The sequence below is a fragment of the Streptomyces sp. V2I9 genome, from assembly GCF_030817475.1.
In the GTDB taxonomy this organism is placed as follows: Bacteria; Actinomycetota; Actinomycetes; order Streptomycetales; family Streptomycetaceae; genus Streptomyces.
The window spans coordinates 6,157,597-6,181,616 of the sequence record NZ_JAUSZJ010000002.1; the positions used below are offsets into that span (position 1 = coordinate 6,157,597).

Here is a 24,020-nt window from a genome sequence, read left to right on the forward strand (position 1 = left end):
CGGCCGGAGCGGCGCCCCCGTCGCGTCTCGACAGGGGCGCCCCGTCTCACACCCGGCAGAGCACCTCGCCGTGCGGGACCATGAACCAGCCGTCGTCCTCCGCGCCCCAGGAGCGCCACGCCCCGGCGATCGCCGCGAGCTGGGCGGTGCTCGCGTGACCGCCCGCGACCGCCAGCTCCGCGTAGACCGAGTCCGTCGTACGGTCCGCCCACAGGCCGCTCCACCAGGCGCGGCTCTCCGGAGTGGCGAAACACCAGGCGGCCGCGGTCGGGGTGATGTCCGTGAAGCCCGCCTGTCGTGCCCAGGACAGCAGCCTGCGGCCGGCGTCCGGCTCGCCGCCGTTGCCGCGCGCCACGCGTTCGTACACGTCCAGCCAGGTGTGGAGCCCCGGCGTCTCCGGATACCAGGTCATCGCCGCGTAGTCGCTGTCGCGGACCGCGACCACGCCACCGGGGCGGCAGACGCGGCGCATCTCGCGCAGCGCCTGGACCGGGTCACCCACGTGCTGGAGCACCTGGTGGGCGTGGACCACGTCGAAGGAGCCGTCGGGGAAGTCCAGGGCGTGGACATCGGCCACCGCGAACTCGACGTTGTCCAGGGCTCGTTCGTCCGCCACCGCGGCGGCTCGGGCGAGGATGTCGGCGGTGGTGTCCACGGCGGTGACCCGGCCCGGAGCGACCAGCGCGGCCAGGTCGGCGGTGATGGTGCCGGGGCCGCAGCCGACGTCCAGCACGGCCTGTCCGGGGCGGAGTTCGCCGAGGAGGTAGGCGGCCGAGTTGGCCGCCGTGCGCCAGCGGTGCGAGCGCAGGACCGACTCGTGGTGGCCGTGCGTGTACACGGCGGTCTCCTTCGGCATGGTGACGCGTCCTCTCCCTCTCCGGAAGTGCCGCGCCTGCGGGCACGGCGACAGGACCCACCGTACGCCGCCATGTCGAATGGCGAGATGGGAGTCTTGCCATGCGGACCGGTCGGGGAGGGGCCGGACGTGGGACACGGGCCCCGACGGCTCAGACAGGCATCGGGCAGTAGACGGTCAGCGCCTCCGGCAGCTTGTCGACCGTCAGCTCCGTTCCGGAGCGGCCCACTTCACCGTCGTACGCGTACGGGGTCCCCGGAGCAAGGCCGCCGAGCCGCACCCGCCTCCGTCGCACCGCCGCATGGGCGGGGGAGCGGGTCAGCGGACCCGCCACCGCCGCCGCCAGCAGCCGCAGCGCGGGGCCGCGCCCGCCGTGCACCACCCGGACGTCCAGCAGCCCGTCCGCCAGGTTGTGGCGGCGGCCCGGCGCGGGGCCCATCCGCTGGAACATCCCGTTGCCGACGAAGAGCAGCCACAACGGCCGCCTCCGGCCTTGCAGTTCGGCCTCCAGGGGCCGGCGGTCGCGGAGGACGCGGAACGCCGCCAGCACGCCCGCCGGCCAGCCGCCGATCCGGGGCGACCAGTGCTCACGGGTGCGTACCAGCTCGGGATAGACACCCAGCGAGAAGGCGTTGAGGAAGTAGCCGTCCGCCCCGTCGGGGCCGTGCGGCCCCGGACGGAAACGGCCGAGGTCCACCCGGATGGCGTCCCCCTTCGAGAGGGCGGCGGCGGTGTCGTGGACCGTCTCGATGCCCAGGTCGTACGCGAAGTGGTTGAGCGTGCCGCCCGGGAAGACGGCCAGCGGCACCCCGTGCGTGGCCGCCACGGAGGCCGCCCGGTTCACCGTGCCGTCGCCTCCGCAGACGCCGAGCGCCTTGCCCCGGCCCGCCGCCCTGTCCAGCGCGGCCGACAGCTCCCGGGGCGGCACCTCGACCACCTCGGCGGCGGGCAGCGCCTCACGTACCAGCGACGCGGTCGCGGTGGCCGTGCCCGACTCCTGGTTCACCACCACGACGAGGTCCTTCCCGGCGGGGAGCGCCGGCGCCTCACCGGGCGGACGGCCGGGTGCGGGCAACTGGCCCCGCGTGGGCACGACCCCGCGCAACGCGAACGCGGCCCCCACCCCGAGCACCGCCCCCGCCAGCACATCGCTCGGATAGTGCACGCCGGTGTAGACGCGGGAGACCGCGACGGCCGCGGCGACCGGTGCCACCACCGCACCCCAGCCGCTGGACTCCAGCGCCACCCCGGTCGCGAACGCGGCGGCGGACGCCGCGTGCCCGGACGGGAACGACGTGGTGACCGGCTGCCGCTTGAGCTGTCGCACCGACGGCACCCGGTCGAGCAGCGGCCGTTCCCGGCGCACCGCACCTTTGCCGACGGTGTTGATCGCCACCGACGCCACGGCGAGCGAGGCCACCCCGCGCAGCGCGGCGCGCCGGGAGCGCGCGCTGCTGCCGAGGACGGCGATCCCGGCGGCCGTCCCGAACCAGAGCAGCCCGTGGTTGGCGCTCCGGCTCAGCTTGGGCAGCAGCGGGTCCGCCCCCGGCCAGTGCCGGTCCGCGACGCTTCGGAAGACGGCCAGGTCACGGCTCTGCAGCCAGCCGCGCCACCGGGCGGTGGCGGTGGCGGTGGCGGACGAGGTTCTCGGTGTGGACATGGATCAGCGAATACCCGGCCGCGCCCGGCTGAACCAGGAGGCGCGCTGAGACCCGGACCACGCACGGCCGCCCGGCGGCGGAACGGCACCCGGAACGGCACGGGGGAGGCGACCCGGAGGAAGGTGGATCGCCCCCGCGCCGGGCGGCACGGGGGCGCGTGCGACGGAGAACGGCCGGGCGGGACAGGTCCCGGCACGTGGGACGGCACGGAGACCGGCCGGGCGGACGAGTCCCGGCATGTGGGAGGGCACGGGGACGGGCTGGGCGGGCGGGGCGCCGGGAACCTCCGTATAAAGAAGGGCAGAGGCGCGGCGTGTGCGGCTCCGGGGCTGTGCGGCCGGGCGCGAAGGACGCGGTACCGGGCCGGGCCCGGTGGCCGGGCGGGTGGACGCGCGGGGCGGCCTGGAACGCGGTGAAGAGCGGGCGACGAGCGGTGAAGGAGGGCCGGATGCACGGGAACGGGAACCTCGGCCCGCCGGGGGACCGGGACGGCGCGCACGGCGGTGGCGACCCGGCCTCCGCGCACGGTGGCGACCCGGCCTTCGCGCACGGCGGCGGTGACCCGGCCTCCCCGTACGACAGCGGGGACCGTGCCCCCGTGCACGAGGGCGGGCCCCTCGCGTACGGTCACCGAGGCCCCGCCCACGTGGACCACGGGCCCGTCCGCTACGGACCGCTCGCCCCCGACCCCGCGCTTCCCGTCCTCCCCGAACTGTCCGCCGTGCTCGCCGCGGCCTCCGGCAGGACCCGGCCGGAGCCTCCCGGCGGTGGGCCGGTGCTGCGTGAGGCGGCCCGCGGCTACTGGGACCGGCGGGGGCTGCACGGCGCGGCCGCCGGGGTCGCCGCCGCTCCCGGTGCCCAGCCGCTCCTGCTGGCCCTGATCGGCGCGCACGGCGGTGACGTCCTCATGCCGCGTCCCTGTCCGGCGGCCTGGATGCCGCAGGCCCGGCTGCTGGGACGCCCCGCCTACCACGTGCCGACCCCGGCCGAATGCGGCGGCGTGCCCGACCCGTACGCCCTGCTGGAGACCGTCCGCCGGGTCCGGGCCGAGGGCGGGCGGCCGAAGCTGCTGCTCCTGTCCGTCGCCGACGACCCCACGGCCACCGTCGCCCCGCCCGAACTGGTCCGCGAGGCGTGCGAGGCGGCGATCGGGGAAGGGCTGCACATCGTCAGCGACGAGACCTGGCGCGACACCGTCCACCGGCCCCGCGACACCGTCCTGCTCAGCCCCGCCGAGATGTGCCCGGACGACGTCACGGTCCTCACCGATCTGTCCGGAGCCCTCACCCCCGCCGCCTGGCCGGTCGCCGTCGCCCGCTTTCCCGACACCCCGCGGGCCGCCGTCCGGCACGCCCGCACCCTGGACATCCTCACCGCCCTCGGGGCCCTCGTCGCCGGCCCGGTCGCCGGGGCCGCCGCCCACGCCCTGGACGAGCCGGAGGCCGTACGGGACCGGATCCGGCGGGCCGCCGCGCTCCAGACCGTGGTCGCCGCCGCCGCCCATCGCACGGTCCTCGCCGCCGGTGCGCTCGCCCGGCCGCCCCAGGCGGGCCGCCACCTCTACGCCGACCTCGGCCCGCTGCGCTCCCGCCTGGCGGAGCTGGGCGTCGCGGACTCCATGGAGCTGGAGGAGTACCTCACCGACCGGCTCGGAGCCCCGGCACCGGGCGGACACCGCTTCGGGGACGAGCTCGGCGCGCTCCGCGTACGCCTGGGCACCGGACCGCTGCTCGGGGCCACGGAGCGGCAGCGGGCGGAGTCCCTCGCCGCCGCCGACCCCCTGGCACTTCCCCATGTGGCGCAGGCCCTGGACGGCTTCGCCGCGGTCCTCGGCGCACTGCGCTGACGCGGTCACGACCACCCGCCGCCCGCCGCCCGCCGCCGTGCCGGTCCGGGACTGCCGCCGGGCGACGCCGCCGCGAGGGTCACCCCGTCGCGTCGCCCGTCCCCGGCCCGAACCGCGCGCGCAGCCTGCGCCATACCGCCGGAGCCCCGCTGATCAGCAGCGTCAGGGCGATCGCCGCGACCACCCCCTGCCACGGCTCCGGGAACAGCGAACCCCCGAGGATGCCGATCAGCTGGTACGTCGCCGCCCATGCCAGGCACGCCGGAACGTCCCCGCGGGCGAACCGCCGCAGCGGCATCCCGCTCAGCAGACACGCCAGCATGACCGGAATCCGCCCGGCCGGTATCAGCCGGGAGAGCACCAGCACCGCCCCGCCGTGGTCCGTCAGCTTCTCCTCCGCCCGCGCCAGCCGCTCCGGCGCGGCCCGGCGGGTGATCGCCGCCAGCCACTTCGACCCGTTCTTCGACCTGACCCCGCGCCGGCCCAGCCAGTACAGGCCGATGTCCCCGAGGAACGCGGCGGCCGACGCCACCAGGAAGACGAAGAGCAGGGCGAGCGGCGAGGTCTGGTGGAAGGCCACCACCGCCGCAGAACTCACCAGCGCCCCCGTCGGTACCACGGGCACCAGCGACCCCAGCGCCACCAGCGTGAAGAGCGTCGGGTAGCCGACCGCCTGCTGGGTCGACTCGGTCGGCAGGTCCCGCACCAGCTGCTGGATCTCCTGGATCACCGGCCGGCCCCCGGCACGACCCGTTCGCCGTGCGCCGGCAGGTGCACCCTCACCTCGGGAGCCCGCTTCGCCGCCTGCCGGACGAACTCGTCGCCCGGCGCGTGGAACTCGTGCGGGCGCACCCCGTCCAGCCCGATCGGCCAGTACGTGCCGTAGTGCACCGGGACCGCGGACGCCGGGGCGATCCGGGTCAGCGCCTCGGCGGCGCGCGCCGGGTCCAGATGGCCGTGGCCCAGGAAGGGGCCCCAGCCGCCCACCGGCAGCAGCGCCAGGTCCACCGGTCCGACCGCGTCCGCCATCCCGTCGAAGAGCCCGGTGTCCCCGGCGAAGTACGTCCGGGCCTCACCCTCGACGACATAGCCGAGCGCGGGGGCGCGGTGCGGCCCGACCGGCAGCCGCCGCCCGTCGTGCAGTGCGGGGACCGCCCGCACCCGCACCTCACCGACCCGTACCGTGTCGCCCGGCCGCATCTCGGTGACGCGCAGCCCCAGCCTCCGCCGCAGCGTCCGCAGCCCCGGCACCGCCGCCACCGCGCCGCGCGGCACGACCAGCCGACTGCCCGGAGCCAGCCGGGCCAGTGACGGCAGATGCAGATGGTCGGAGTGCAGATGGGAGATCAGCACCACCTCGGCGGCCGCGGCCGACGGCGGCGGCACCTCGCCCCGGCGGCGGCGCAGATGCGCGAAGCGCCGTGCGAACAGGGGGTCGGTCAGCACCCTCACCCCCGAGTCCTCGATCGTGCAGGTGGCATGACCCCACCAGGTGACCTCCACCGGCACCCCGCCTCCTCGCTCGCTCGTCGACGCAGCGTGACCGCTGCCCCGTGGCCGACCCCTGCTCCGTCGCCCTGTATCCCGTCACCGCGCGATCCGTACCCCACCACCCGCGCCACCTCCGGCACCTCACGACGCCCCGGCGCTCACGGCCCGCGCGGTCCGGGTACGGCCGCGCCGCCGGTACGAGCCTATGCGTCCCCCGCACCGTCGCGCCGGGTCCGGGGTGTCCCACCGGAGCCGCCGGCCGGGACCGGCGCTGTGCCAAGCTGAGGGCCGTGCCCGGACGACCGGGACCGGGACGAGAGGGCGGGTGGAACGGCGTGGCTGACGGGACGTGGCGCAGGGCGGGCGGCACCGTGATACGCGTGATCGCGGTCTGGGCCGTGTCCACCCTCACCATGCTCGCGCTCGCCGGCATCCTGCCCGACTTCCGCCTCCAGTCCGACGACGGCGACACCGTCACCAGGACGGCCTTCACCGCCGCCTGGGGCGCGGGCGCCTTCGGGCTGCTCTCCGCGCTGGTCTGGCCCGTCCTGGTGCGGGCCCTGCTCATCGTGCCCGCGCTGGTCCTGGGCGCCCTGGTCTTCTTCCTCAACGGTTCGCTGCTGCTGATAGCGCTGCGCCTCATCCCGGACGGACGCGGCGACGCCGCCCCCGAGACCGCGGTCGTCGTCGCCGCCGTGATGTCCGCCGTCGCCTCCGCCACCTCCACCGCCTTCGCCGTCCGCGACGACGAGGCGTACCGGCGCCGGCTGTCGCGGCTCGCCTACCGGCGCAGACGCGGCAGACCGGCGGAGCCGGACGGCCCCGGCCGCGCGGGACCGCCGGGAACGGTCTTCCTCCAGCTCGACGGCGTCGGCCACGACGTGCTGGTCGAGGCCGCCGCCGCCGGGCTCATGCCGACCGTCGCCGGCCTGCTCGCGGACTCCGCCGGGCACCGGCTCACCCCCTGGCGCACCGACTGGTCCAGCCAGACGGGCGCCAGCCAGCTCGCCATCCTGCACGGCAGCAACCATGACGTACCCGCGTTCCGCTGGTACGAGAAGGAGACCCGCACCGTCATGGTCTCCAGCCGCCCCGCCAGCGCCCTGGAGATGCAGCGCCGCGCCATCGAGCGCACCCGCGACGGGGGCCTGCTCACCGTCGACGGCGCGAGCCGGGGCAACCTCTTCAGCGGCGGGGCCGGAGAGCTGGCCCTGGTGCTCTCCATGGCCGCCCGGCGTGGCAAGGGCCGCCGCTCACGCGCCGGGTACTTCGCCTACTTCTCCGATCCGGCCAACGCCACCCGTACCGCACTCTCCTTCGTCGCGGAGGTCGTCCGCGAGATCGGCCAGTCCGTCCGGGCCCGCGCCCGCAAGGTCACCCCGCGGATCAAACGCGGCGGTCTCTACCCCTTCATCCGCGCCTTCGCCACCGTCGTGGAGCGCGACGTGGTCGTCGCCGCCGTCCTCGGCGACATGTTCGCCGGACGCACCGCCGTCTACGCCGACCTCGTCGCCTACGACGAGGTCGCCCACCACTCCGGGCCGCACAGCCGCGACGCGGAGAAGGTCCTCGAACGCCTCGACCGGTCCCTCGCCCTGATCGCCGAGATCGCCGACCACACCCCGCGGGCCTACCGGATCGTGCTCCTCTCCGACCACGGCCAGAGCTCCGGAGAGACCTTCGCGGGGGCGTACGGGCTGACGCTCAAGGACCTCGTCCGGGCGGGCTGCGGACTGCCCGTGCCCCGCCGGGCCCAGCGCACCCGCAGCGCCTCCGAGGCCCGCGACGCGGTACGGATCGCCCTGCACCGGCCGGTCGAGGGGCAGGAGGACGAACACACCGCGAAGCCCTCCGACCCGATCGTGCTGGCTTCCGGCAACCTCGGGCTGATCTCCTTCCCCGACATCGGGGGCCGCGCCTCCCGCGAGCAGATCGACCGGCGCCACCCGGCGCTGCTCTCCACGCTCGCCAACCATCCGGGGATCGGCTTCCTCCTCGTCCGCAGCGAGGAGCACGGCTCCGTGGTGCTCGGGCCGGGCGGAGCCGAGGTCCCCGTCGCGGAGCTGACGGACGAGGAGGGTCCGCTCGCCGTCTTCGGCGCCGGTGCGGCGGACGCCGTACGCCGCACCGACACGTTCCCGCACGTCGCGGACGTCATGGTCAATTCCCGGTACGACCCCGGCACCGGGACCGTGCACGCCTTCGAGGAGCAGATCGGCTCGCACGGCGGCCTCGGCGGCGAGCAGTCCCGGCCGTTCCTGCTCTGGCCGCGCGGGCTCACGGACCCGCACGACATCATGGCCGCCGAGTCCGCCGAGTCCGCCGAGTCCGCGGAGTCCGCCGAGTCCGCCGAGTCCGCCGCGTCCGCCGAGTCCGCCGCGTCCGCGCCCATGCCTGTGCCGCCGGGGGGCGGGCTGGTGGGCGCGGAGGCGGTGCACCGGGTGCTGACCCGCTGGCTCCAGGAGTCCTCCGGCCCCCAGGTCCCGGTACGGGCCGAGGGCTTCGCCGGGGCCGGACCGGTGGACGAACCGTTTCCGCCGAGTCCTCCCGCCGGGACCGTCCCCGCCCCGGACGCCACGGGGAAGACCCCCTGACCGGACGCCTCGGGACGCTCGCGGGCAATCGCCGGCACCTGCGCGCCGGTGGTCCGGCGGCGTTGTCAGTGGTGGGCGGAAGAATGGCGGCCATGACGAACTCAGCCGCTGTTCTCGCCGATGCCGCCGCCTATGCCGCCGCAGTGGAGGAGGCTTCCCTCGCCGCCGCCGCGTACTACGCCACGGGCGAGAGTGCGCTGGACGACGACGCCTACGACCGGTTGGCGCGCGGGATAGCCGCATACGAGGCGGACCACCCGGACGAGGTGCTCGCCGACTCGCCGACGGGCAAGGTCGCGGGAGGGGCGGCCGTCGGCGACGTGCCGCACACGGTGCCCATGCTGTCGCTGGACAACGTGTTCTCCGCCGAGCAGTTCGGGACCTGGACCGCGTCGCTGGAGCGGCGGATCGGCCGGCCGGTGACCGCCTGGAGCGTCGAGCCGAAGCTCGACGGCCTGGCCGTCGCCGCGCGTTACCGGAACGGCCGGTTCGAACGCCTCATCACCCGCGGCGACGGACAGGCGGGCGAGGACGTCTCGCACGCGGCCGCCGCCGTCGTCGGGCTGCCGCAGCGGCTGTCCGCCCCGGTCACCCTGGAGGTGCGCGGCGAGATCCTGATGACGAACGAGCAGTTCGAGCAGGGCAACGCGATCCGTACGGAACACGGCGGCGCCCCCTTCGCCAACCCCCGCAACGGGGCGGCGGGCACCCTGCGCGCCAAGGACCGCGCCTACCGGGTGGAGACGACCTTCTTCGCCTACGGCGCGCTGCCGCTGCCCGATTCCGGCGCGTCGGCGGAGACCCTCGCCGAACTGCCGCACAGCGAGGTCCTGTCGTACGTCGCGGACCTCGGTGTGCACACGGCGGCGGGCACCGACGTGGCTCCGGTCCTGGCCACCACGGTCGAAGAGGTCCAGGCGCGGGTGGACGCGATAGCCTCCCTGCGCGCGGCGCTGCCGTTCGGCATCGACGGGATCGTGATCAAGGCCGACCTGGCGGCCGATCAGCGCGAGGCCGGCTCCGGCAGCCGCGCTCCGCGCTGGGCCATCGCCTACAAGCTGCCCGCCGTGGAGAAGATCACCCGCCTGCTGGCCGTGGAGTGGAACGTCGGGCGCACGGGCATCATCGCGCCGCGCGCCGTCCTGGAGCCCGTGGAGATCGACGGCTCCACCGTCGGCTACGCCACCCTGCACAACCCGGCCGACATCACGCGCCGCGACCTGCGGCTCGGGGACCAGGTCATGGTCCACAAGGCCGGCGACATCATCCCGCGCATCGAGGCCCCGGTCGTGCACCTGCGCACCGGGGAGGAGACGCCCATCGAGTTCCCCGCGAGCTGCCCCCGGTGCGGCTCCGACATCGACGCGAGCGAGCAGCGCTGGCGCTGCGTCCGAGGACGCAGCTGCCGGCTGGTCGCCTCCGTGTCGTACGCGGCGGGCCGCGACCAGCTCGACATCGAGGGCCTCGGCTCCACGCGGGTCGTCCAGCTCGTCGAGGCCGGCCTCGTCGCGGACTTCGCGGACCTGTTCACTCTGGAGCGCGACCGGTTGCTCACCCTCGACCGGATGGGCGAGACCTCCACGGACAATCTCCTGGCGGCCATCGGGACGGCCCGCACCCGCCCGCTCTCCCGCGTGTTCTGCGCCCTGGGCGTACGGGGCACGGGGCGGTCGATGTCGCGTCGCATCGCCCGGTATTTCGCCACCATGGACCGGATCGTCGCCGCCGACGTGGAGACCCTCCAGCAGGTCGACGGCATCGGCAAGGAGAAGGCCGCAGCGGTGGTCGCCGAGCTGGCGGAGCTGGCCCCGCTGATCGACAAGCTCGTCGCGGCCGGGGTGAACATGACGGAGCCGGGTGCCACCCCGCCCCCGGAGCCCGGTACGGAGCCGGTGGCCGGGGACGACGCCGACACCGGGGCGGCCGACGACGGGACGGACGGCGCCGCGCTGCCCCTGGCGGGGATGACCGTGGTGGTCACGGGCGCGATGTCCGGAGCGCTGGAGAAGCTGTCGCGCAACCAGATGAACGAACTGATCGAGCGGGCGGGCGGCCGCGCGTCCTCCAGCGTCTCCCAGCGCACGAGCCTGCTGGTCGCCGGGGAGAAGGCGGGGTCCAAGCGCACCAAGGCGGAGGAGCTGGGCGTGCGGATCGCGGTGCCGGAGGAGTTCGCGGAACTGGTCGGCCCCTTCCTGACGGCGGGGGAGGGGAACTGATCGGCGGCCGCCCCGCCCACGGCACGGGCGCGCCTGGGAATCACCGAGGAAGTGGCGTTCCACCACCCGGTATTGCATAGTGAGGGCTCGGTCGCGCCTCACTATGCGTGGGCCGACGGGTGCGTGGGCGGCCGGGACGGGCCGGCCGGGGGTGAGGGACGATGCGTACGGTGCACGACGGGCGGCGACCTGGTCGCACCGTCCCCCCGCCGTCCTCCGGTATCGGTGCGGACCGGAGGTCTCCCGCCGGCGGGCCTTCCGCCACCGCCCGGACCGCGGCTCTCCCGACCACCCCGGCCCCGGCCGTGCGCGGCCCGACGACTTCCGTGCCCGGCGAGCGGCGAGGGCCGCTCCGCCCGGATGCGGGCCCATGGGGGAAGAGCCCCGGACCGCTTCGTGACGGAGGCGGTGCCGGGGCGTTCGGGGCGGGCCGTACGTCCGGCGGCCCGAGGGCGCACCACCAGCACCGGGGCGCGTGGGGCGGAGCTCCGGCCGGCCGGGGCCTGGCCCTCGACCTCGGCAGCTCCCGTACCCGTGCCTGGGTTCCCGGGCGGGGGCTGGTGATCGACCCGTACGCCGGGGCGGGCGTCCACGGCGACGACGAGCGGCCGGTCCGGCGCGGGCGCATCGTCGATCCCGAGTCCTGCGGCCGGCTGCTCGGCCGGATCGCCGACGCGGCCCTCGGCCCCGACCGCAGCGACAGCGTCATCGTCCTCAGCCACCCCGTGCTCGCCGGAGCCGAACACCGCTCCGCCGCACGCGCCCTGCTGGCCGGGCTCGGGACGACGTGCGTCGTGATCCTCAGCAGCGCCCGCGCCGCCGCCGCGTACGCGGGACCGAAGGAGACGGGCCCCCTCCTCGTCGTCGACATGGGCGCCGAACTGACCGAGGTCACGCTCCTCGTGAACGGACTGGTCGCCGATGCCCGCCAGGCCGAGAGCGGCCTCGACGACCTCGGGAGTCTGGACCCGGCGGCGGTGCCCGCCGTCCTGGTGCGTACGGTGCTCGACATGATCACGTCCATGTGGCGGAACGACCGGCACGGCGCGATCCGTGGAGCGCTGCGCAAGGGGCCCGTGCTCGCGGGCGGCGGCGCGCTGCGTCCCGACGTCACCGACCGCATCGCCCGCTGCCTCGGCACGCGGGTACGTCTGGCCGACGACCCGTCGACCACGGTCGTCCGCGGCGCCGGGCAGATCCTCAGTTCCGTGCTGCGCCGCCGGACGGCACCGCCCGCACCCACCGGCCGACCGAAGTGACGCGGCGCCCGCGGCCCCACGCCGACACGTCCCGCTCGCGGCGTCTGCTGGCCGCGCTGCTCCTCACCGTTCTCACCCTGGCCGGCGGCACCGCCACGGCCGGCGGTACGGCGGTCGCGCTGCCGACCGCCGGAAGCACCGCCGCCCTGGCGGACTCGGCCGCGTCCGCACCGCAGGCCGGCGGCCCCGTTCCCCAGCACCGCGCCGGTGACCGGACCGGCCCCGGCACCGGGTACCGGGCCGGACAGGGGGCGGGCCCCGGCTCCCGGCACATCGCCGTACAGGACCATCGGGGGCCGGACCACGCGCACGGTGCCGTGGCCGCGCCGGGCACGGGAGCCGTGACGCGGGCCGGGCACGAGCATCCCGCGGCGGCCGCCGATCCGGCGCAGACCCCCCGTGCGGGCAGCGGCCGGCCGTATCTGCTGCTGCACGCCCCTCCGCCGCCGCACGACGCGCTGACGCCCGCCGCGCCGGGGCCCGCCGCGCCGCGCGGCGGCGTCCGGCAGTCCGCCGCGGGCTCCTTCGACGTACCCGGCAGCCGCGGGGCGCCCTCCCCGGCGTACGGGGGCCTCCGGGCAGGATCACCGGTCCCACGACCGGCCTTCCGTCCCGTACTGCCGATCCGGCGTCGCGTCCTCACTGAGGTGAGGGCGTTCGACGCCCCACCGGAGGATCTCCATGACTCGCGCCACCGTGGTGCGAGCGGTTCTGGCCGTCGCCGTACTGCTCGTGTCCGTATTCATCACCCTGACCATGTCGCCCAGACTCGGCCTCGACCTCCAGGGCGGCACCCGTATCGTGCTCCAGGCCCGTGACACCGCCACGGTGAAGGCGGACCGGGAGACCACCGACCGCACGCTGGAGGTGCTGCGCCGGCGGATCGACTCGCTCGGCGTCTCCGAACCGACCCTGACCCGGTCCGGTGAGGACCGGATCATCGTCGAACTGCCCGACGTCCAGGATCCGCGCCAGGCTGCCGAAGTGATCGGCCGGACGGCGCAGCTGTCCTTCCACGCGGTGGAGGGCCCGGGCGCCGAGGGCCCGGGGGCCGAGGATCCGGACGGGAAGGCCCCGGACGGGAAAGTTCCTGACCCCGCTCCCACCACCGATCCGGACGGGCTGACGCTCCCCGACGAGCAGGGCCGCTCCCTGGCGCTCGGCCCGTCCCGGCTCTCCGGCGCGGGCGTCGACGACGCCACCGCCGCGTTCGACGCGCAGGGCGGAGCGGGCTGGAGCGTGTCGCTGAAGTTCCACAAGGGCGCCGGCCAGGACTGGAAGAAACTGACCGGCGAGGCCGCCTGCCACCCGGCGGGGGACGACCGGCGGAGGGTCGCCATCGTCCTCGACGAGAAGGTCATCTCCTCGCCGCAGGTCGCCCCCTCCGTCGGGTGCCGGGTCGGGCTGCCGTCCGGGACCACCCAGATCACCGGCTCGTTCAGCGCGGACGAGGCACGGGACCTGGCGCTGCTCATCAAGGGCGGGGCCCTGCCGGTGCCCGTCGAGATCGTCGAACAGCGGACCGTCGGCCCGACGCTCGGCGCGGCGGCCATCGACGCGAGTGCGAAGGCCGCCCTCATCGGGGCGGCCGCGACCGCCCTCTTCATCACCCTCGTCTACCGCCTCTTCGGCGCACTGGCCGCCGTGGCGCTGGCCGCGTACGGGGTGATCTCCTACGCGGCGCTCGTCGCCCTCGGCGTCACGCTGACCCTGCCCGGACTCGCCGGTTTCGTCCTGGCGATCGGGATGGCGGTCGACGCGAACGTCCTGGTCTTCGAACGGGCCAGGGAGGAGTGCGCCGACCGGCCGAAACGTTCCCTGCGCTCCGCGTTGACGACCGGATTCACGAAGGCGTGGAGCGCGGTCGCCGACTCCAACGCGACCACGCTGATCGCCGCCGGGCTCCTCTTCTTCCTGGGCTCGGGCCCGGTCAAGGGCTTCGGCGTCACGCTCGCCATCGGGGTCGTCGCCTCGATGTTCTCCGCCCTGGTCATCGCCCGCGCGCTCACCGAGATCGCCGCGAACTCCCGCTTCGTCAGCGACTACCGGAACGTCAACGGCATCGGACGCCCCGGAGCGGTACGGACCTGGCTGGTCCGCAAGGACCCGCGGCTGTTCCGGAGGCCGGTCCGCTGGCTCGTCGTCTCGGCCGCGCTGGTCGCCGTCGCGGTGGCCGGGATCGTGGTGCGCGGGGTCGATCTGGGCGTCGAGTTCACCGGGGGCCGGCTGGTCGAGTACTCCACCAGCCGCCCGGTCGACGTCGAGACGGCACGCGACACGCTGGCCGCCGCCGGGTTCGAGGACGCCGAGGTCACCACGGCGGGCGACGGCGATCTGTCCGTACGCACCGGGAAGCTCGACAACGACGGCGAACACGCGCTGCGGACCGCGCTGGCGGAGGAGGGCGGCGAGACGAAGAAGGTACGGGACGAGCTGATCGGCCCCAGCCTCGGCGACGAACTGCGGCGCAACGCGCTGATCGCCCTGGGGGTCGCGGTGGCCGTGCAGCTGGCCTACCTCGCGGTCCGGTTCCGCTGGACGTTCGCGGTGGCGTCCGTCGTGGCGATGGTGCACGACGTGATCCTCGTGGTGGGCGCGTTCGCCTGGCTGGGGCGACCGGTGGACGGCATCTTCCTGGCCGCCCTCCTCACCGTCATCGGCTACTCGGTCAACGACTCGGTGGTCGTCTTCGACCGGGTACGGGAACTGTGGGGGGCGAACCGGCGGGCCCCGCTGGACACCGTCGCCCGCCGGGCGGTCCTCCAGACCGTTCCGCGTACGGTGAACACCGGCATGGGCGCCCTGTTCATCCTGGCCGCCCTCGCGCTGCTGGGCGGCGATTCGCTCGCCGACTTCGCGATCGCCCTGCTCATCGGCATCGTCGTGGGCACCTGGTCCTCCGTGTTCACCGCCGTGCCCGGAGCCCTCGTACTGGAACGGAGCGCCGAGGCCCCGCCGCCGCCCGCACCGGGGAAGGGGAAGGGCACATCGCGCGGGAAGGGCCGTCCGGCGCGGCGCGACCCGCTCGACAACGGGGCGCGCGTCTGAGGTGATCCCGCCTCGGGGCTCGGCACGACGCCGGCCCTCACGACCCGATGCGGTCGTGAGGGCCGGCGCCCGGCCCCCGGATCGCATCCGCTGTGACGGTCTCAGGCATCACGAGGTACGTGGGCGTGCAGAAAGGCGGCGGTCTCCCGGTCGGCGGGGAGGAACGTCTCGATGGCCAGCTCGGCCACCGTCACGTCCATCGGTGTGTTGAACGTTGCGATCGACGACACGAACGACAGGACGTGGCCGCCGTGTTCGAGCAGCATCGGCAACGCGAACGCGGTGGCCTTCCGCTGCCGGCCCGTACCGCCCGCCCGTCCGGCGCCTCCGTGCCGCCCGGTACCGTCCTGCCCGCCTCCGGGGGCCGTGACGGCGGCCCGTTCGGGGGTCGTCCGTCCAGGGGCCGGGTAGGCGGCCACCTCCTCGTACAGTTCGCGCAGGGCGGGTGAGCGTACGAGGGCGATCTGCCGCTCCATCTGCGCCAGCAGGTCGGCCCGCCACTCCGGAAGGTTCACGATGCGCGGGGCGAGCCCTTCCGGGTGGAGCGTGAGCCGCATGGCGTTCACGGGCGGGGCCAGCAGCTTCTCCGGCACCCCTTCCAGCAGCAGGGCGATCCCCCGGTTGGCGGCCACCACTCCGTAGACGCCGTCCACCACGAGCGCCGGATACGGCTCGTACGCGGTGAGCAGCCGGTCGAGGCTCTCGCGCAGGGAGGACATCGCGGGGTCGTCGAGCGGCGTCTGCGCGTAGCGGGGCGCGTAACCGGCCACCACGAGCAGGGCGTTGCGCTCACGGACGGGGACATCCAGCTCCTCGGCCAGCCGCAGGACCATGTCCTCGCTCGGCCGTGACCGGCCCGTCTCGATGAACGAGATGTGGCGGGCGGAGGAATCCGCGCGCAGGGCCAGCTCCAACTGGCTGATGCGCCGGTGTTCCCGCCACTCCCGCAGCAGCGGCCCTACTCCTGTGTCGGTCAGGACAGTCGTCATGCCCAGACCGTAACGTCACCACCCCCACACCCGCCCAGGACCACGGGAGCCTTCCATGACCGCCGAGCCGCTGTCACCCGCCGAGATCGACCGCCGACTGGAGAGCCTGCCCGGCTGGACGCTGCAAGGGGGCGACCGGATCACCCGGACCTTCCGGCTGCCCTCCCACGTGGCCGCCGCGGCGCTGACGGCCCACATCGCCGCGATCCAGGACGAGGTGAACCATCACTCGGAACTGACCCTCGGCTACGACACGGTGGCCCTCTCCGTCCGCACGCACGACGCGGGAGGCACGGTCACCGAGAAGGACTTCGCTCTCGCCACCCGGGTGACGGCCGCAGCCCCGGCCCACGGCGCCGAGTAGCCCACCGAGGTCACGCCTGCCGGCCGGACGGGCTGCCCGGGCCATGCCCGCCGAGGTCACGCCTGCCCGGCCGACGTCCCGCCGCAGGGCCGCACGGCCGTCAAGATCGCCTGCCCGGCCGACGTTCCGCCGCAGGGGCGCGTGGCCGTCGGGACCGCCTGCCCCGCCCGGTCGGCCCGCCCTCCGCGCCGGGGCGCCCGAACGGCCCCGGCTCAGGCCACCGTGCCGAACCTCGGGTGCGCGCCGAGCCACCGCGCGTAGCTCGGGCTGCGGGACACCGCCTCCGTGTACGCCGCGCGGGTCGCCCCGGTCACCGTCCTCGCCGCGGCGTCGGCGGCGGGGGAGTGCGGGTGCCAGCCCACCAGATGGCGCCAGCTGAGCGGGGCGCCGGCCAGCGGTCGGGTCACCACGCCGGGCGTGGGCGGGAACGTCGCCCGGCACAGCCCGATCGCCCGCCCCACCTGCACCAGGTGGACGACGGAAGCGGTGTCCGTTTCGAACACCGACACCGGGGTGAAGCCGGACCGGGCGCAGGCCGCGGTGAAGCAGTCGGCGAAGCAGCCTTCCCCCGGAACGTCCGCCCAGCCCTCGTCCGCGAGCGCGGCCAGCTCCAACTCCGCTTCTCCGGCGAGCGGGTGCTCCTCCGGCAGCATCACGAACACCGGATCCACCCCGACGACCTCCCACACCAGCCGGTCCGGCAGCGGCGGCGGACTCTCGCCGCACGTCCCGATCAACGCGAAGTCCAGCCGTCCGTCGATCACCAGCGAGGCGATCTCGCCCACCGACCACGAGGTGTACGTCGACACCTGCGCCGACGGATGCGCCGCGGCCATCCGGTCCACCAGGCCGCCGAGCAGCGGACCGTGCGTACCGCCCAGCCGGAACCGGTCCAGCGACCCCGTCGCGTTGGCGAACCGCACCGCCTCCGCCTGGAGTTCGCTGACCGCGGGCAGGACCACCCGCGCCCGCTCCAGCACCAGCTCCCCGAGCGGGGTGGCGCGTGCTCCGGTGTGGTCGCGGTCGAAGAGAACGCCTCCCAGGGCCTTCTCGATCCGCCTCAACTGAGCGCTGAGAGCGGGCTGGGCAAGCCCCAGTGCGGCGGCGGCCTTGGTGAGGCTGCCGGTGTCGGCTATGGCACGGACCGTTCTCAGATGGCGCAACTCCAGCTCCATAAGGGCAAGTTATGGGCCCGGACGCACCCCGGCAATATGTGTGCTCCGCCTACCGTTCGGTCGGTGTACACGCCGCGTACCCCGGCCGGGGCGCACGGCGTGGGACGGGTTCCGCTCGAGCCGTTCCAGGCGCCGTCCCCGGCGGCATCGCGGTGGTCCGCGGCCCCGCCCCGTACACCGTGGGCGACGCGGACGGGACGGCCCCGCACGGGCTCATCGGGCCCGGCGTCCGCACCACGAGGCGGGCCGGCGGGGGACGCCCGCGTCGGCCCGCGGGAGCCGGGCGGCGAACCGCCGGGAGAAGGCGCGATTTGCCGGACCGGCAACGAAGCTTGCCGTGAGCCCGACCGTTGGCGACGCTGGCCCCATGAGCAGCCATGCCGGCCACGGCCACCACGACACGCCCGCCCCCGCCACCTCCGTGCACGCGCACGCCCACGGTCACGCGCACGGGTCCGGGGGCGATCCCGAGACGGACATCGACTGGGACGTCCTCGGCCCCCTGCTGGAACAGGAGGCCGAACTCAACGCCGCGCAGTACGAGGAGGCGGCACGCTGGATCGCCGCCCTGCCCACCGCGCCCGAGGTCCGCCGCATCCTGGACGTCGGCAGCGGCCCCGGTGTCGTCTCCTGCCTGCTGGCCGAGGTCTTCCCCGGCGCCGAGGTGGTCGCCGTGGACGCGACGCCCGCTCTCCTGGAACGCGCGACGAACCGTGCGCGACGCCTCGGGCTGGGCGACCGCTTCCGGACCCTGACCGCCGAACTCCCCGCAGACATCGGCATCCTGGACGAGGCCGATCTGATCTGGGCGGGAAACTCCCTGCACCATCTGGGCGATCAGCGCGCCGCCCTGGCGGGATTCGCCTCCCTGCTGCGGCCGGGCGGCACGGTCGCGCTCGTCGAAGGCGGACTTCCGACCCGGCGACTGCCCCGCGACATCGGCATCGGGGAGCCCGGCCTGGAGGCCCGGATGGGCGCGGCCGCCGCCGCCCGCTTCGAGCGCATGCGCTCCGAACTTCCCGGAGCCCAGCGGGAGACCGAGGACTGGCGTGCCCTGTTCAGCGCGGTCGGACTCGCCCCGCAGGGCACCCGCAGCTTCCTCCTCGACCTGCCCGCTCCGCTCTCCGGCCCCGCCCGCGAGCACGTCGTCGCGAGCATCGCCCGCGAGCGCGAGGTGCTGGGTGATCTGCTGACGTCGGAGGACAGCGCCGTACTGGAACGGCTGCTGGACCCCGAGGACCCCGAGGGGCTCCACCACCGCCCCGACGTCCACCTGCTCTCCGCCCGCACGGTGCATCTGGGCCGCCGCGCCTGAGCCCGTCCCGCCGCACCGGGCCCCGCGCGCGCCTCGCCGGCCCGCTCCTACGTCACCGGCTCCAACCGCCACCACTGGAAGGGGGAGTCGGTGTCCTCCCACTGCTGGACCGTCCCTCCGGCCTCCGTGGAGGCGTCCGCGACCTCCATGACGAGGCCGCTGACGAAGCTCACCAGCGTCACCGTGCCGGGCGCCTCCGCGTGCTGTTCGATCAGCCACTCCTGGGCGCCGAAGTTGTTGGCCTTCCACTGCTGGATGCGGACGCCCTTCTCGGTGCCCGCGCCCGCCACGTCCAGCCGCTTCCCGCTGTGCTCGTTGACCAGGTGGAAGAGGGCCGCGCCCTCGTGGACGGGGGACAGCCGCCACACCTGGGCGGCCGTCCCGTCGTCGAGGCCCTGCTGAACCCTGGCCCCGCTGCCCCTGGCCGCGCCGTGCACCTCCAGCAGCAGCCGGCTGCCGACGTTGCGCAGGCGGTACGGGCCCGCCTCGACGACCGGTGCGAGTTCGCCGCTCATGTTCCTGCTTCTCCCCGTTCGACAGGGGTCCGTGTCACCGCGGACCCCGCTTGCTGTGAACCGCCGCCGCACCGGCCGACGACGGCGCCCCCACCGCGTTCACGGTGGGGGCGCCGCGCGGCCGGACGCGGTCAGGCGCCGACGTTGAACTCGGCCGGGTCCGGGCCGAGCCGCTTGCCCTCGTCCAGGGCCGCGAAGGCGGCGAGGTCGTCGGCGTCCAGTTCGAAGCCGAACACGTCGAGGTTCTCCTTGATCCGCGACGGGGTCACGGACTTCGGGATCACGACGGTGCCGGTCTGCAGGTGCCAGCGCAGCACCACCTGGGCGGGGGTGCGGCCGTGCTTCCGGGCGATGGCGACGACCGTCGGCACCTCCAGCAGGCCCTTGCCCTGGCCCAGCGGCGACCACGCCTCGGTGACGATGCCGTGGTCGGCGTGGAAGGCGCGGGACTCGGCCTGCTGGAGCTGCGGGTGCAGCTCGATCTGGTTGACGGCGGGGACCACGGAGGTCTCGGCGAGCAGCCGCTTCAGGTGCTCGGGGTGGAAGTTCGACACGCCGATGGCCTTCGCGCGGCCGTCGGCGAGGATCTTCTCGAACGCCTTGTACGTGTCGGTGTACGCGTCCTTCGCCGGGACCGGCCAGTGGATCAGGTACAGATCGACGTAGTCCAGGCCGAGCCTGTCCAGCGAGGCGTCGAAGGCGCGCAGGGTGCTGTCGTGACCCTGCTCGCTGTTCCACAGCTTCGTGGTCACGAAGAGTTCGTCGCGGCCGACGCCGGAAGCGGCGATGGCCTTGCCGGTGCCCGTCTCGTTCTCGTAGATCGCGGCGGTGTCGATGCTCCGGTACCCGGTCTCGATGGCGGTGGCGACCGCGTTCTCCGCCTCGTCGTCCGGCACCTGCCAGACGCCGAAACCGAGCTGCGGCATGTCGAGGCCGTTGTTGAGGGTGATGGAGGGGACCTGGCTCACGAGCGGTCGATCCTAACGTCGTCGGTGGGTGACTCCCCACGACAACGAGCGGACGCGCCCGGGCATTCCCGCCGCCGCGCACGGGATGGCCGACCGCCCGCCGCCCCTGCGGGTGGGCGGTCCGCCGCCCCACCCCGGCGGCCCCTGGCCGTCCGCGGGCCGGTGGTCTCCCGGCCCCTCGGCCGTCCGTGGGGCAGCGGTCCGGAGAGCCGGCTCGGGTCAGTGGTACAGCGCGTCGACCTCGATCGCGTACGCCGTCTCTATCGCCTTCCGCTTCAGTTTCAGCGACGGCGTCAGCAGCCCCAGTTCCTCGGTGAACGGATGCGCCAGGATCCGGAAGGTGCGGATCGACTCGGCCTGTGACACGGCCGTGTTGGCGGCCACCACCGCCCGGCGGACCTCCATCTCCAGGTCCGGGTCGCGCACCAGCTCGGCCGGGCTCAGCGCGGGTCGGCCCTGCATCGTCAGCCAGTGGTCCACGGACTCCTGGTCCACGGTGACGAGCGCCGCGATGTACGGGCGGTCGTTGCCGACGACGATGCACTGCGCCACCAGCGGATGCGCCCGTACGCGCTCCTCCAGACCGGCCGGGGAGACGCTCTTGCCGCCGGACGTCACCAGGATCTCCTTCTTCCGCCCGGTGATCGTCAGATAGCCGTCGTCGTCCAGCGAACCGAGGTCCCCGGTCGCCAGCCAGCCCTCGTGCAGCACCGCACGGGTGGACGCCGGGTCGCCGAGATAGCCGGAGAACACGTTCGGCCCGTTCACCCACACCTCGCCGTCGTCCGCGATGTGCACCGCTGTGCCCGGTATCGGGCGGCCGACGGTCCCGTACCGGGTGCGCTCGGGAGGGTTCGCCGTCGCCGCCGCGCTCGTCTCGGTCAGCCCGTACCCCTCGAAGACGCTCACCCCCGCGCCCGCGAAGAACAGCCCGAGCCGGCGGTCCATGCCCGAGCCGCCCGACATCGCGTGCCGCATCCGGCCGCCCATCGCGTCACGGACCTTCTTGTAGACGACCTTGTCGAAGAACTGGTGCTGCATCCGCAGTCCTGCCGAGGGGCCGGGCCCGGCACCGAACGCCTTCTGCTCCAGGGCCTCCGCGTACTTCACCGCGACATCGACGGCCTTGTCGAACGGTCCCGCCCGGCCCTCCGCCTCGGCCGTGCGCCGGGCTCCGCCGAACACCTTCTCGAAGATGTACGGCACCGCCAGGATGAACGTCGGCCGGAACGTCAGCAGGTCCGGCATCAGCGCGCTCGCGGACAGCTCCGGCTGATGGCCGAGCTTGACCCGGCCCCGGACCGCGGCGATCTCGACCATCCGCCCGAAGACGTGGGCCAGCGGCAGGAACAGGAGGGTGGCCGCCTCGTCGCCCGGCCGGGAGTGGAACACCGGCTCCCAGCGCGTCACCATCGTGTCGCTCTCGAACATGAGGCTTGCGTGGGTGATCACGCACCCCTTGGGGCGGCCCGTCGTGCCCGAGGTGTAGATGACGGTCGCCACGGAGTCGGGGGTCACCGCGCGCCGGTGCCGCTGCACCACGTCGTCGTCGATGGACGCGCCCGCCGCGAGCAGTTCGTCCAGCGCTCCGGCGTCCAACTGCCACAGCCGCTTCAGCCGCGGCAGCCGGTCGATCACCGACCCCACGGTCATCGCGTGGTCCTCGTGCTCGACCACGACCGCCACCACCTCCGCGTCGTGCAGCATCCACAGGACCTGCTCGGCGGAGGAGGTCGGGTAGACCGGCACCGACTGGGCCCCGACGGTCCACAGCGCGAAGTCGAACAGAGTCCACTCGTAGCGCGTACGGGACATCAGCGCGACCCGGTCGCCGAACCGCACCCCGTCCGCGATCAGCCCCCTGGCCAGGGCCAGCACCTGATCGCGGAACGCCTCGGACGTCACATCGCGCCACTGGCCCCCGGCATCCTTGCGTGCCAGCGCCACGCGGTGCGGATCGTCCTCCGCGTAGTCGAAGACCACGTCGGCCAGACCGCCGACCTGAGGCGCCGCCGGCACGGGTGGGACAGTGAAATCGCGCAATGACATGCTCCTCGTGGCGCTCCGCACAGCGCCGCGACGCTACCCCAAGCGGGGGCCCGGCGGGAGGGGAACGGAACGTCCTCACCCCTGGCCGTCCGGACAGGTCAACCGTCGAAATCCGGCCAGATGGGCAAGGCTCGGGCGTCGGACCGGGCCAGTTTCGAGGGAGGGGTAAGCGGTTCGCACCGGAATCTCCACCGAATCCGCCCCCTGCGCCTACCGGCGGTCACCGTGGCTCCCGTCGGCCCTCCGGTGCGTCGCCCCCGCGAGCCTCGCAGACGCCGGCGCGCCGGAACAGCGGCTACCGTGAGCCGGTGACCCTCGACCGGGAGTGAGGAGGGGCCATGAGCGACCCGTCCGGTACGGCGGGGGACGTGCCCGCCGACGATTTTCCGCACGGGGCCGGCAATCCGGCCCGGCGCGCGCTGAGGGCGGCGGGCTACACCCGCCTCGCCCAGCTCACGACCGTGACCGCCGCCGACGTGCTCGCGCTCCACGGGGTGGGCCCGAAGGCGATCAGGGTGCTCCGCGAGGCGCTGGCCGCCGAGGGGCTGGCCTTCGCGGGGGAGTGAGCGGGCGCCGGGAAGGGGCGGCCGCACCTCGGGACCGCCCCCGCCGCGAGGGAGCCGGCCCGCCGGCCGAGGCTCGGACCCGGCGGGGGCACCGCCTCCGGACGGGCCCCCTCAGACCCGGTCGGGCTCCCGCTCCAGGGCGATCCGGTGCTCACCGGCGTACACGTTCATCGAGGCGCCGCGCAGGAACCCGACCAGCGTCAGTCCGGCCTCCGCCGCCAGGTCCACGGCGAGCGACGACGGCGCCGAGACCGCCGCCAGCACCGGGATCCCCGCCATCACGGCCTTCTGCGCCAACTCGAACGACGCCCGGCCCGACACCAGCAGTACGGTCCGCGACAGGGGCAGCCGGTGGTCGGTCAGCGCCCGGCCCACCAGCTTGTCCACCGCGTTGTGCCGGCCGACGTCCTCGCGCACGTCCAGCAGCTCGCCCTCCTCGGAGAACAGGGCGGCGGCGTGCAGGCCACCCGTCCGGTCGAACACCCGCTGCGCGGCCCGCAGCCGGTCCGGCAGGGCGGACAGCAGCTCGGGGGAGACCCGCACCGGGGGCGTGTCGGCCACGGGGTGCCGGGTGGTGGTGCGGACCGCGTCCAGGCTGGCCTTGCCGCACAGACCGCACGAGGAGGTGGTGTAGACGTTGCGCTCCAGCGTGATGTCGGGGACGCGGACGCCGGGCGCGAGCTTCACGTCCACCACGTTGTAGCTGTTGCCGCCGTCGGCCGTCGCCCCGGCGCAGTAGACGATCGACTGGACCTCCTCGCCCTCGGCGATCACCCCCTCACTGACCAGGAAGCCCGCCGCCAGCGCGAAGTCGTCGCCCGGCGTGCGCATGGTGATGGCCAGCGGGCGGCCGTTCAGCCGGATCTCCAGGGGCTCCTCCGCCACGAGGGTGTCCGCGCGGGTGGAGACCGCCCCGTCCCGGATGCGGAGGGTGCGGCGGCGTTCGGTGGCCCGTCCCATAGCTGTGAATCCGATCCTGTCCGTGTGCGATGGCTTCGTGCGCGGCGGCCTCGCGCGCGGAGTGCTCGTACGCGAGGGTCCGGTACGCGACGGCTCGGTGCCGCGCGCCGGCGGCCGCCCCGGACCGGGGAACCGGAACCCGCCTCCG

Annotated in this window: 18 protein-coding genes; 8 read left to right on the forward strand and 10 right to left on the reverse strand. The window is 74.7% G+C overall.

Translation table 11 applies throughout. The features are described 5' to 3' along the window. Positions 1-46: 46 nt before the first annotated feature. Both QFZ71_RS26850 and QFZ71_RS26855 read right to left on the reverse strand, forming a co-directional pair. Positions 47-856: a methyltransferase domain-containing protein gene (locus QFZ71_RS26850; protein WP_307670720.1), complete on the reverse strand. Its 810-nt coding sequence runs from the start codon at positions 854-856 to the stop codon at positions 47-49. 151 nt (positions 857-1,007) lie between these two features. Further along, complete coding sequence (locus QFZ71_RS26855) at positions 1,008-2,516, reverse strand: bifunctional phosphatase PAP2/diacylglycerol kinase family protein (protein ID WP_307670721.1); 1,509 nt, start codon at positions 2,514-2,516, stop codon at positions 1,008-1,010. Positions 2,517-2,965: 449 nt separating this feature from the next. Here QFZ71_RS26855 and QFZ71_RS26860 point away from each other — a divergent pair, with 449 nt between their 5' ends. Then, positions 2,966-4,363, forward strand: coding sequence for an aminotransferase class I/II-fold pyridoxal phosphate-dependent enzyme (locus QFZ71_RS26860; protein ID WP_307670722.1), 1,398 nt, complete (start codon positions 2,966-2,968; stop codon positions 4,361-4,363). A 79-nt stretch (positions 4,364-4,442) separates the two neighbouring features. Here QFZ71_RS26860 and QFZ71_RS26865 read toward each other — a convergent pair whose 3' ends face one another. Both QFZ71_RS26865 and QFZ71_RS26870 read right to left on the reverse strand, forming a co-directional pair. Beyond that, positions 4,443-5,093, reverse strand: a complete 651-nt coding sequence (locus QFZ71_RS26865; protein WP_307670723.1) for a DedA family protein — start codon at positions 5,091-5,093, stop codon at positions 4,443-4,445. Next, positions 5,090-5,872, reverse strand: a complete 783-nt coding sequence (locus QFZ71_RS26870; protein ID WP_307670724.1) for an MBL fold metallo-hydrolase — start codon at positions 5,870-5,872, stop codon at positions 5,090-5,092. Before QFZ71_RS26870 ends, QFZ71_RS26865 begins: the two co-directional genes overlap by 4 nt. A gap of 317 nt (positions 5,873-6,189) precedes the next feature. On the opposite strand from QFZ71_RS26870, the gene QFZ71_RS26875 reads away from it, so the two are divergent. The 4 genes from QFZ71_RS26875 (at position 6,190) to secD (ending at position 14,971) form a co-directional block, all read left to right on the forward strand. Further along, positions 6,190-8,448, forward strand: a complete 2,259-nt coding sequence (locus QFZ71_RS26875; RefSeq protein ID WP_307670725.1) for a phage holin family protein — start codon at positions 6,190-6,192, stop codon at positions 8,446-8,448. Positions 8,449-8,540: 92 nt separating this feature from the next. Beyond that, complete coding sequence (gene ligA, locus QFZ71_RS26880) at positions 8,541-10,664, forward strand: NAD-dependent DNA ligase LigA (protein ID WP_307670726.1); 2,124 nt, start codon at positions 8,541-8,543, stop codon at positions 10,662-10,664. 503 nt (positions 10,665-11,167) lie between these two features. Next, positions 11,168-11,923 (forward strand): rod shape-determining protein MreC, encoded by a 756-nt coding sequence (locus QFZ71_RS26885; RefSeq protein WP_307671600.1) that lies wholly within the window; start codon positions 11,168-11,170, stop codon positions 11,921-11,923. 681 nt (positions 11,924-12,604) lie between these two features. Continuing rightward, positions 12,605-14,971, forward strand: a complete 2,367-nt coding sequence (secD, locus tag QFZ71_RS26890; RefSeq protein WP_307670727.1) for a protein translocase subunit SecD — start codon at positions 12,605-12,607, stop codon at positions 14,969-14,971. 101 nt (positions 14,972-15,072) lie between these two features. Here the strand turns inward: secD and QFZ71_RS26895 are convergent, their stop codons facing one another. After that, positions 15,073-15,960 (reverse strand): helix-turn-helix domain-containing protein, encoded by an 888-nt coding sequence (locus QFZ71_RS26895; RefSeq protein ID WP_307670728.1) that lies wholly within the window; start codon positions 15,958-15,960, stop codon positions 15,073-15,075. Positions 15,961-16,015: 55 nt separating this feature from the next. Between QFZ71_RS26895 and QFZ71_RS26900 the strand changes: the two genes are divergently transcribed. Continuing rightward, the gene (locus tag QFZ71_RS26900) at positions 16,016-16,324 is read left to right on the forward strand and encodes a 4a-hydroxytetrahydrobiopterin dehydratase (protein ID WP_307670729.1); all 309 of its coding nucleotides are present in this window, start codon (positions 16,016-16,018) and stop codon (positions 16,322-16,324) included. Positions 16,325-16,536: 212 nt separating this feature from the next. Here QFZ71_RS26900 and QFZ71_RS26905 read toward each other — a convergent pair whose 3' ends face one another. Continuing rightward, the gene (locus QFZ71_RS26905) at positions 16,537-17,499 is read right to left on the reverse strand and encodes a LysR family transcriptional regulator (protein WP_307670730.1); all 963 of its coding nucleotides are present in this window, start codon (positions 17,497-17,499) and stop codon (positions 16,537-16,539) included. A gap of 367 nt (positions 17,500-17,866) precedes the next feature. On the opposite strand from QFZ71_RS26905, the gene QFZ71_RS26915 reads away from it, so the two are divergent. Continuing rightward, positions 17,867-18,814 (forward strand): class I SAM-dependent methyltransferase, encoded by a 948-nt coding sequence (locus QFZ71_RS26915; protein ID WP_307670731.1) that lies wholly within the window; start codon positions 17,867-17,869, stop codon positions 18,812-18,814. Positions 18,815-18,861: 47 nt separating this feature from the next. On the opposite strand, the gene QFZ71_RS26920 is transcribed toward QFZ71_RS26915, so the two are convergent. The 3 genes from QFZ71_RS26920 to QFZ71_RS26930 all read right to left on the reverse strand — a co-directional run bounded on the left by QFZ71_RS26920 (position 18,862) and on the right by QFZ71_RS26930 (position 22,316). Then, the gene (locus tag QFZ71_RS26920) at positions 18,862-19,329 is read right to left on the reverse strand and encodes an RICIN domain-containing protein (RefSeq protein WP_307670732.1); all 468 of its coding nucleotides are present in this window, start codon (positions 19,327-19,329) and stop codon (positions 18,862-18,864) included. A 131-nt stretch (positions 19,330-19,460) separates the two neighbouring features. Then, on the reverse strand, positions 19,461-20,297 hold the full coding sequence (locus tag QFZ71_RS26925) for an aldo/keto reductase (protein WP_307670733.1): 837 nt from the start codon (positions 20,295-20,297) through the stop codon (positions 19,461-19,463). Positions 20,298-20,516: 219 nt separating this feature from the next. Continuing rightward, positions 20,517-22,316, reverse strand: a complete 1,800-nt coding sequence (locus tag QFZ71_RS26930) for a long-chain fatty acid--CoA ligase (RefSeq protein WP_307670734.1) — start codon at positions 22,314-22,316, stop codon at positions 20,517-20,519. Between the two features lie 368 nt (positions 22,317-22,684). Between QFZ71_RS26930 and QFZ71_RS26935 the strand changes: the two genes are divergently transcribed. Beyond that, positions 22,685-22,912 (forward strand): DNA-binding protein, encoded by a 228-nt coding sequence (locus QFZ71_RS26935; RefSeq protein WP_307670735.1) that lies wholly within the window; start codon positions 22,685-22,687, stop codon positions 22,910-22,912. A gap of 111 nt (positions 22,913-23,023) precedes the next feature. On the opposite strand, the gene fdhD is transcribed toward QFZ71_RS26935, so the two are convergent. Next, the gene (gene fdhD, locus QFZ71_RS26940) at positions 23,024-23,872 is read right to left on the reverse strand and encodes a formate dehydrogenase accessory sulfurtransferase FdhD (protein WP_307670736.1); all 849 of its coding nucleotides are present in this window, start codon (positions 23,870-23,872) and stop codon (positions 23,024-23,026) included. Between the last annotated feature and the right edge of the window lie 148 nt (positions 23,873-24,020).

Excerpts from the sequence above, each read along its gene's own strand:
- QFZ71_RS26850 (WP_307670720.1), bottom strand. The coding sequence starts at position 856 with ATGCCGAAGGAGACCGCCGTGTACACGCACGGCCACCACGAGTCGGTC.
- QFZ71_RS26855 (WP_307670721.1), bottom strand. The coding sequence starts at position 2,516 with ATGTCCACACCGAGAACCTCGTCCGCCACCGCCACCGCCACCGCCCGG.
- QFZ71_RS26860 (WP_307670722.1), top strand. The coding sequence starts at position 2,966 with ATGCACGGGAACGGGAACCTCGGCCCGCCGGGGGACCGGGACGGCGCG.
- ligA (WP_307670726.1), top strand. The coding sequence starts at position 8,541 with ATGACGAACTCAGCCGCTGTTCTCGCCGATGCCGCCGCCTATGCCGCC.
- secD (WP_307670727.1), top strand. The coding sequence starts at position 12,605 with ATGACTCGCGCCACCGTGGTGCGAGCGGTTCTGGCCGTCGCCGTACTG.
- QFZ71_RS26895 (WP_307670728.1), bottom strand. The coding sequence starts at position 15,960 with ATGACGACTGTCCTGACCGACACAGGAGTAGGGCCGCTGCTGCGGGAG.
- QFZ71_RS26900 (WP_307670729.1), top strand. The coding sequence starts at position 16,016 with ATGACCGCCGAGCCGCTGTCACCCGCCGAGATCGACCGCCGACTGGAG.
- QFZ71_RS26905 (WP_307670730.1), bottom strand. The coding sequence starts at position 17,499 with ATGGAGCTGGAGTTGCGCCATCTGAGAACGGTCCGTGCCATAGCCGAC.
- QFZ71_RS26915 (WP_307670731.1), top strand. The coding sequence starts at position 17,867 with ATGAGCAGCCATGCCGGCCACGGCCACCACGACACGCCCGCCCCCGCC.
- QFZ71_RS26920 (WP_307670732.1), bottom strand. The coding sequence starts at position 19,329 with ATGAGCGGCGAACTCGCACCGGTCGTCGAGGCGGGCCCGTACCGCCTG.
- QFZ71_RS26935 (WP_307670735.1), top strand. The coding sequence starts at position 22,685 with ATGAGCGACCCGTCCGGTACGGCGGGGGACGTGCCCGCCGACGATTTT.
- fdhD (WP_307670736.1), bottom strand. The coding sequence starts at position 23,872 with ATGGGACGGGCCACCGAACGCCGCCGCACCCTCCGCATCCGGGACGGG.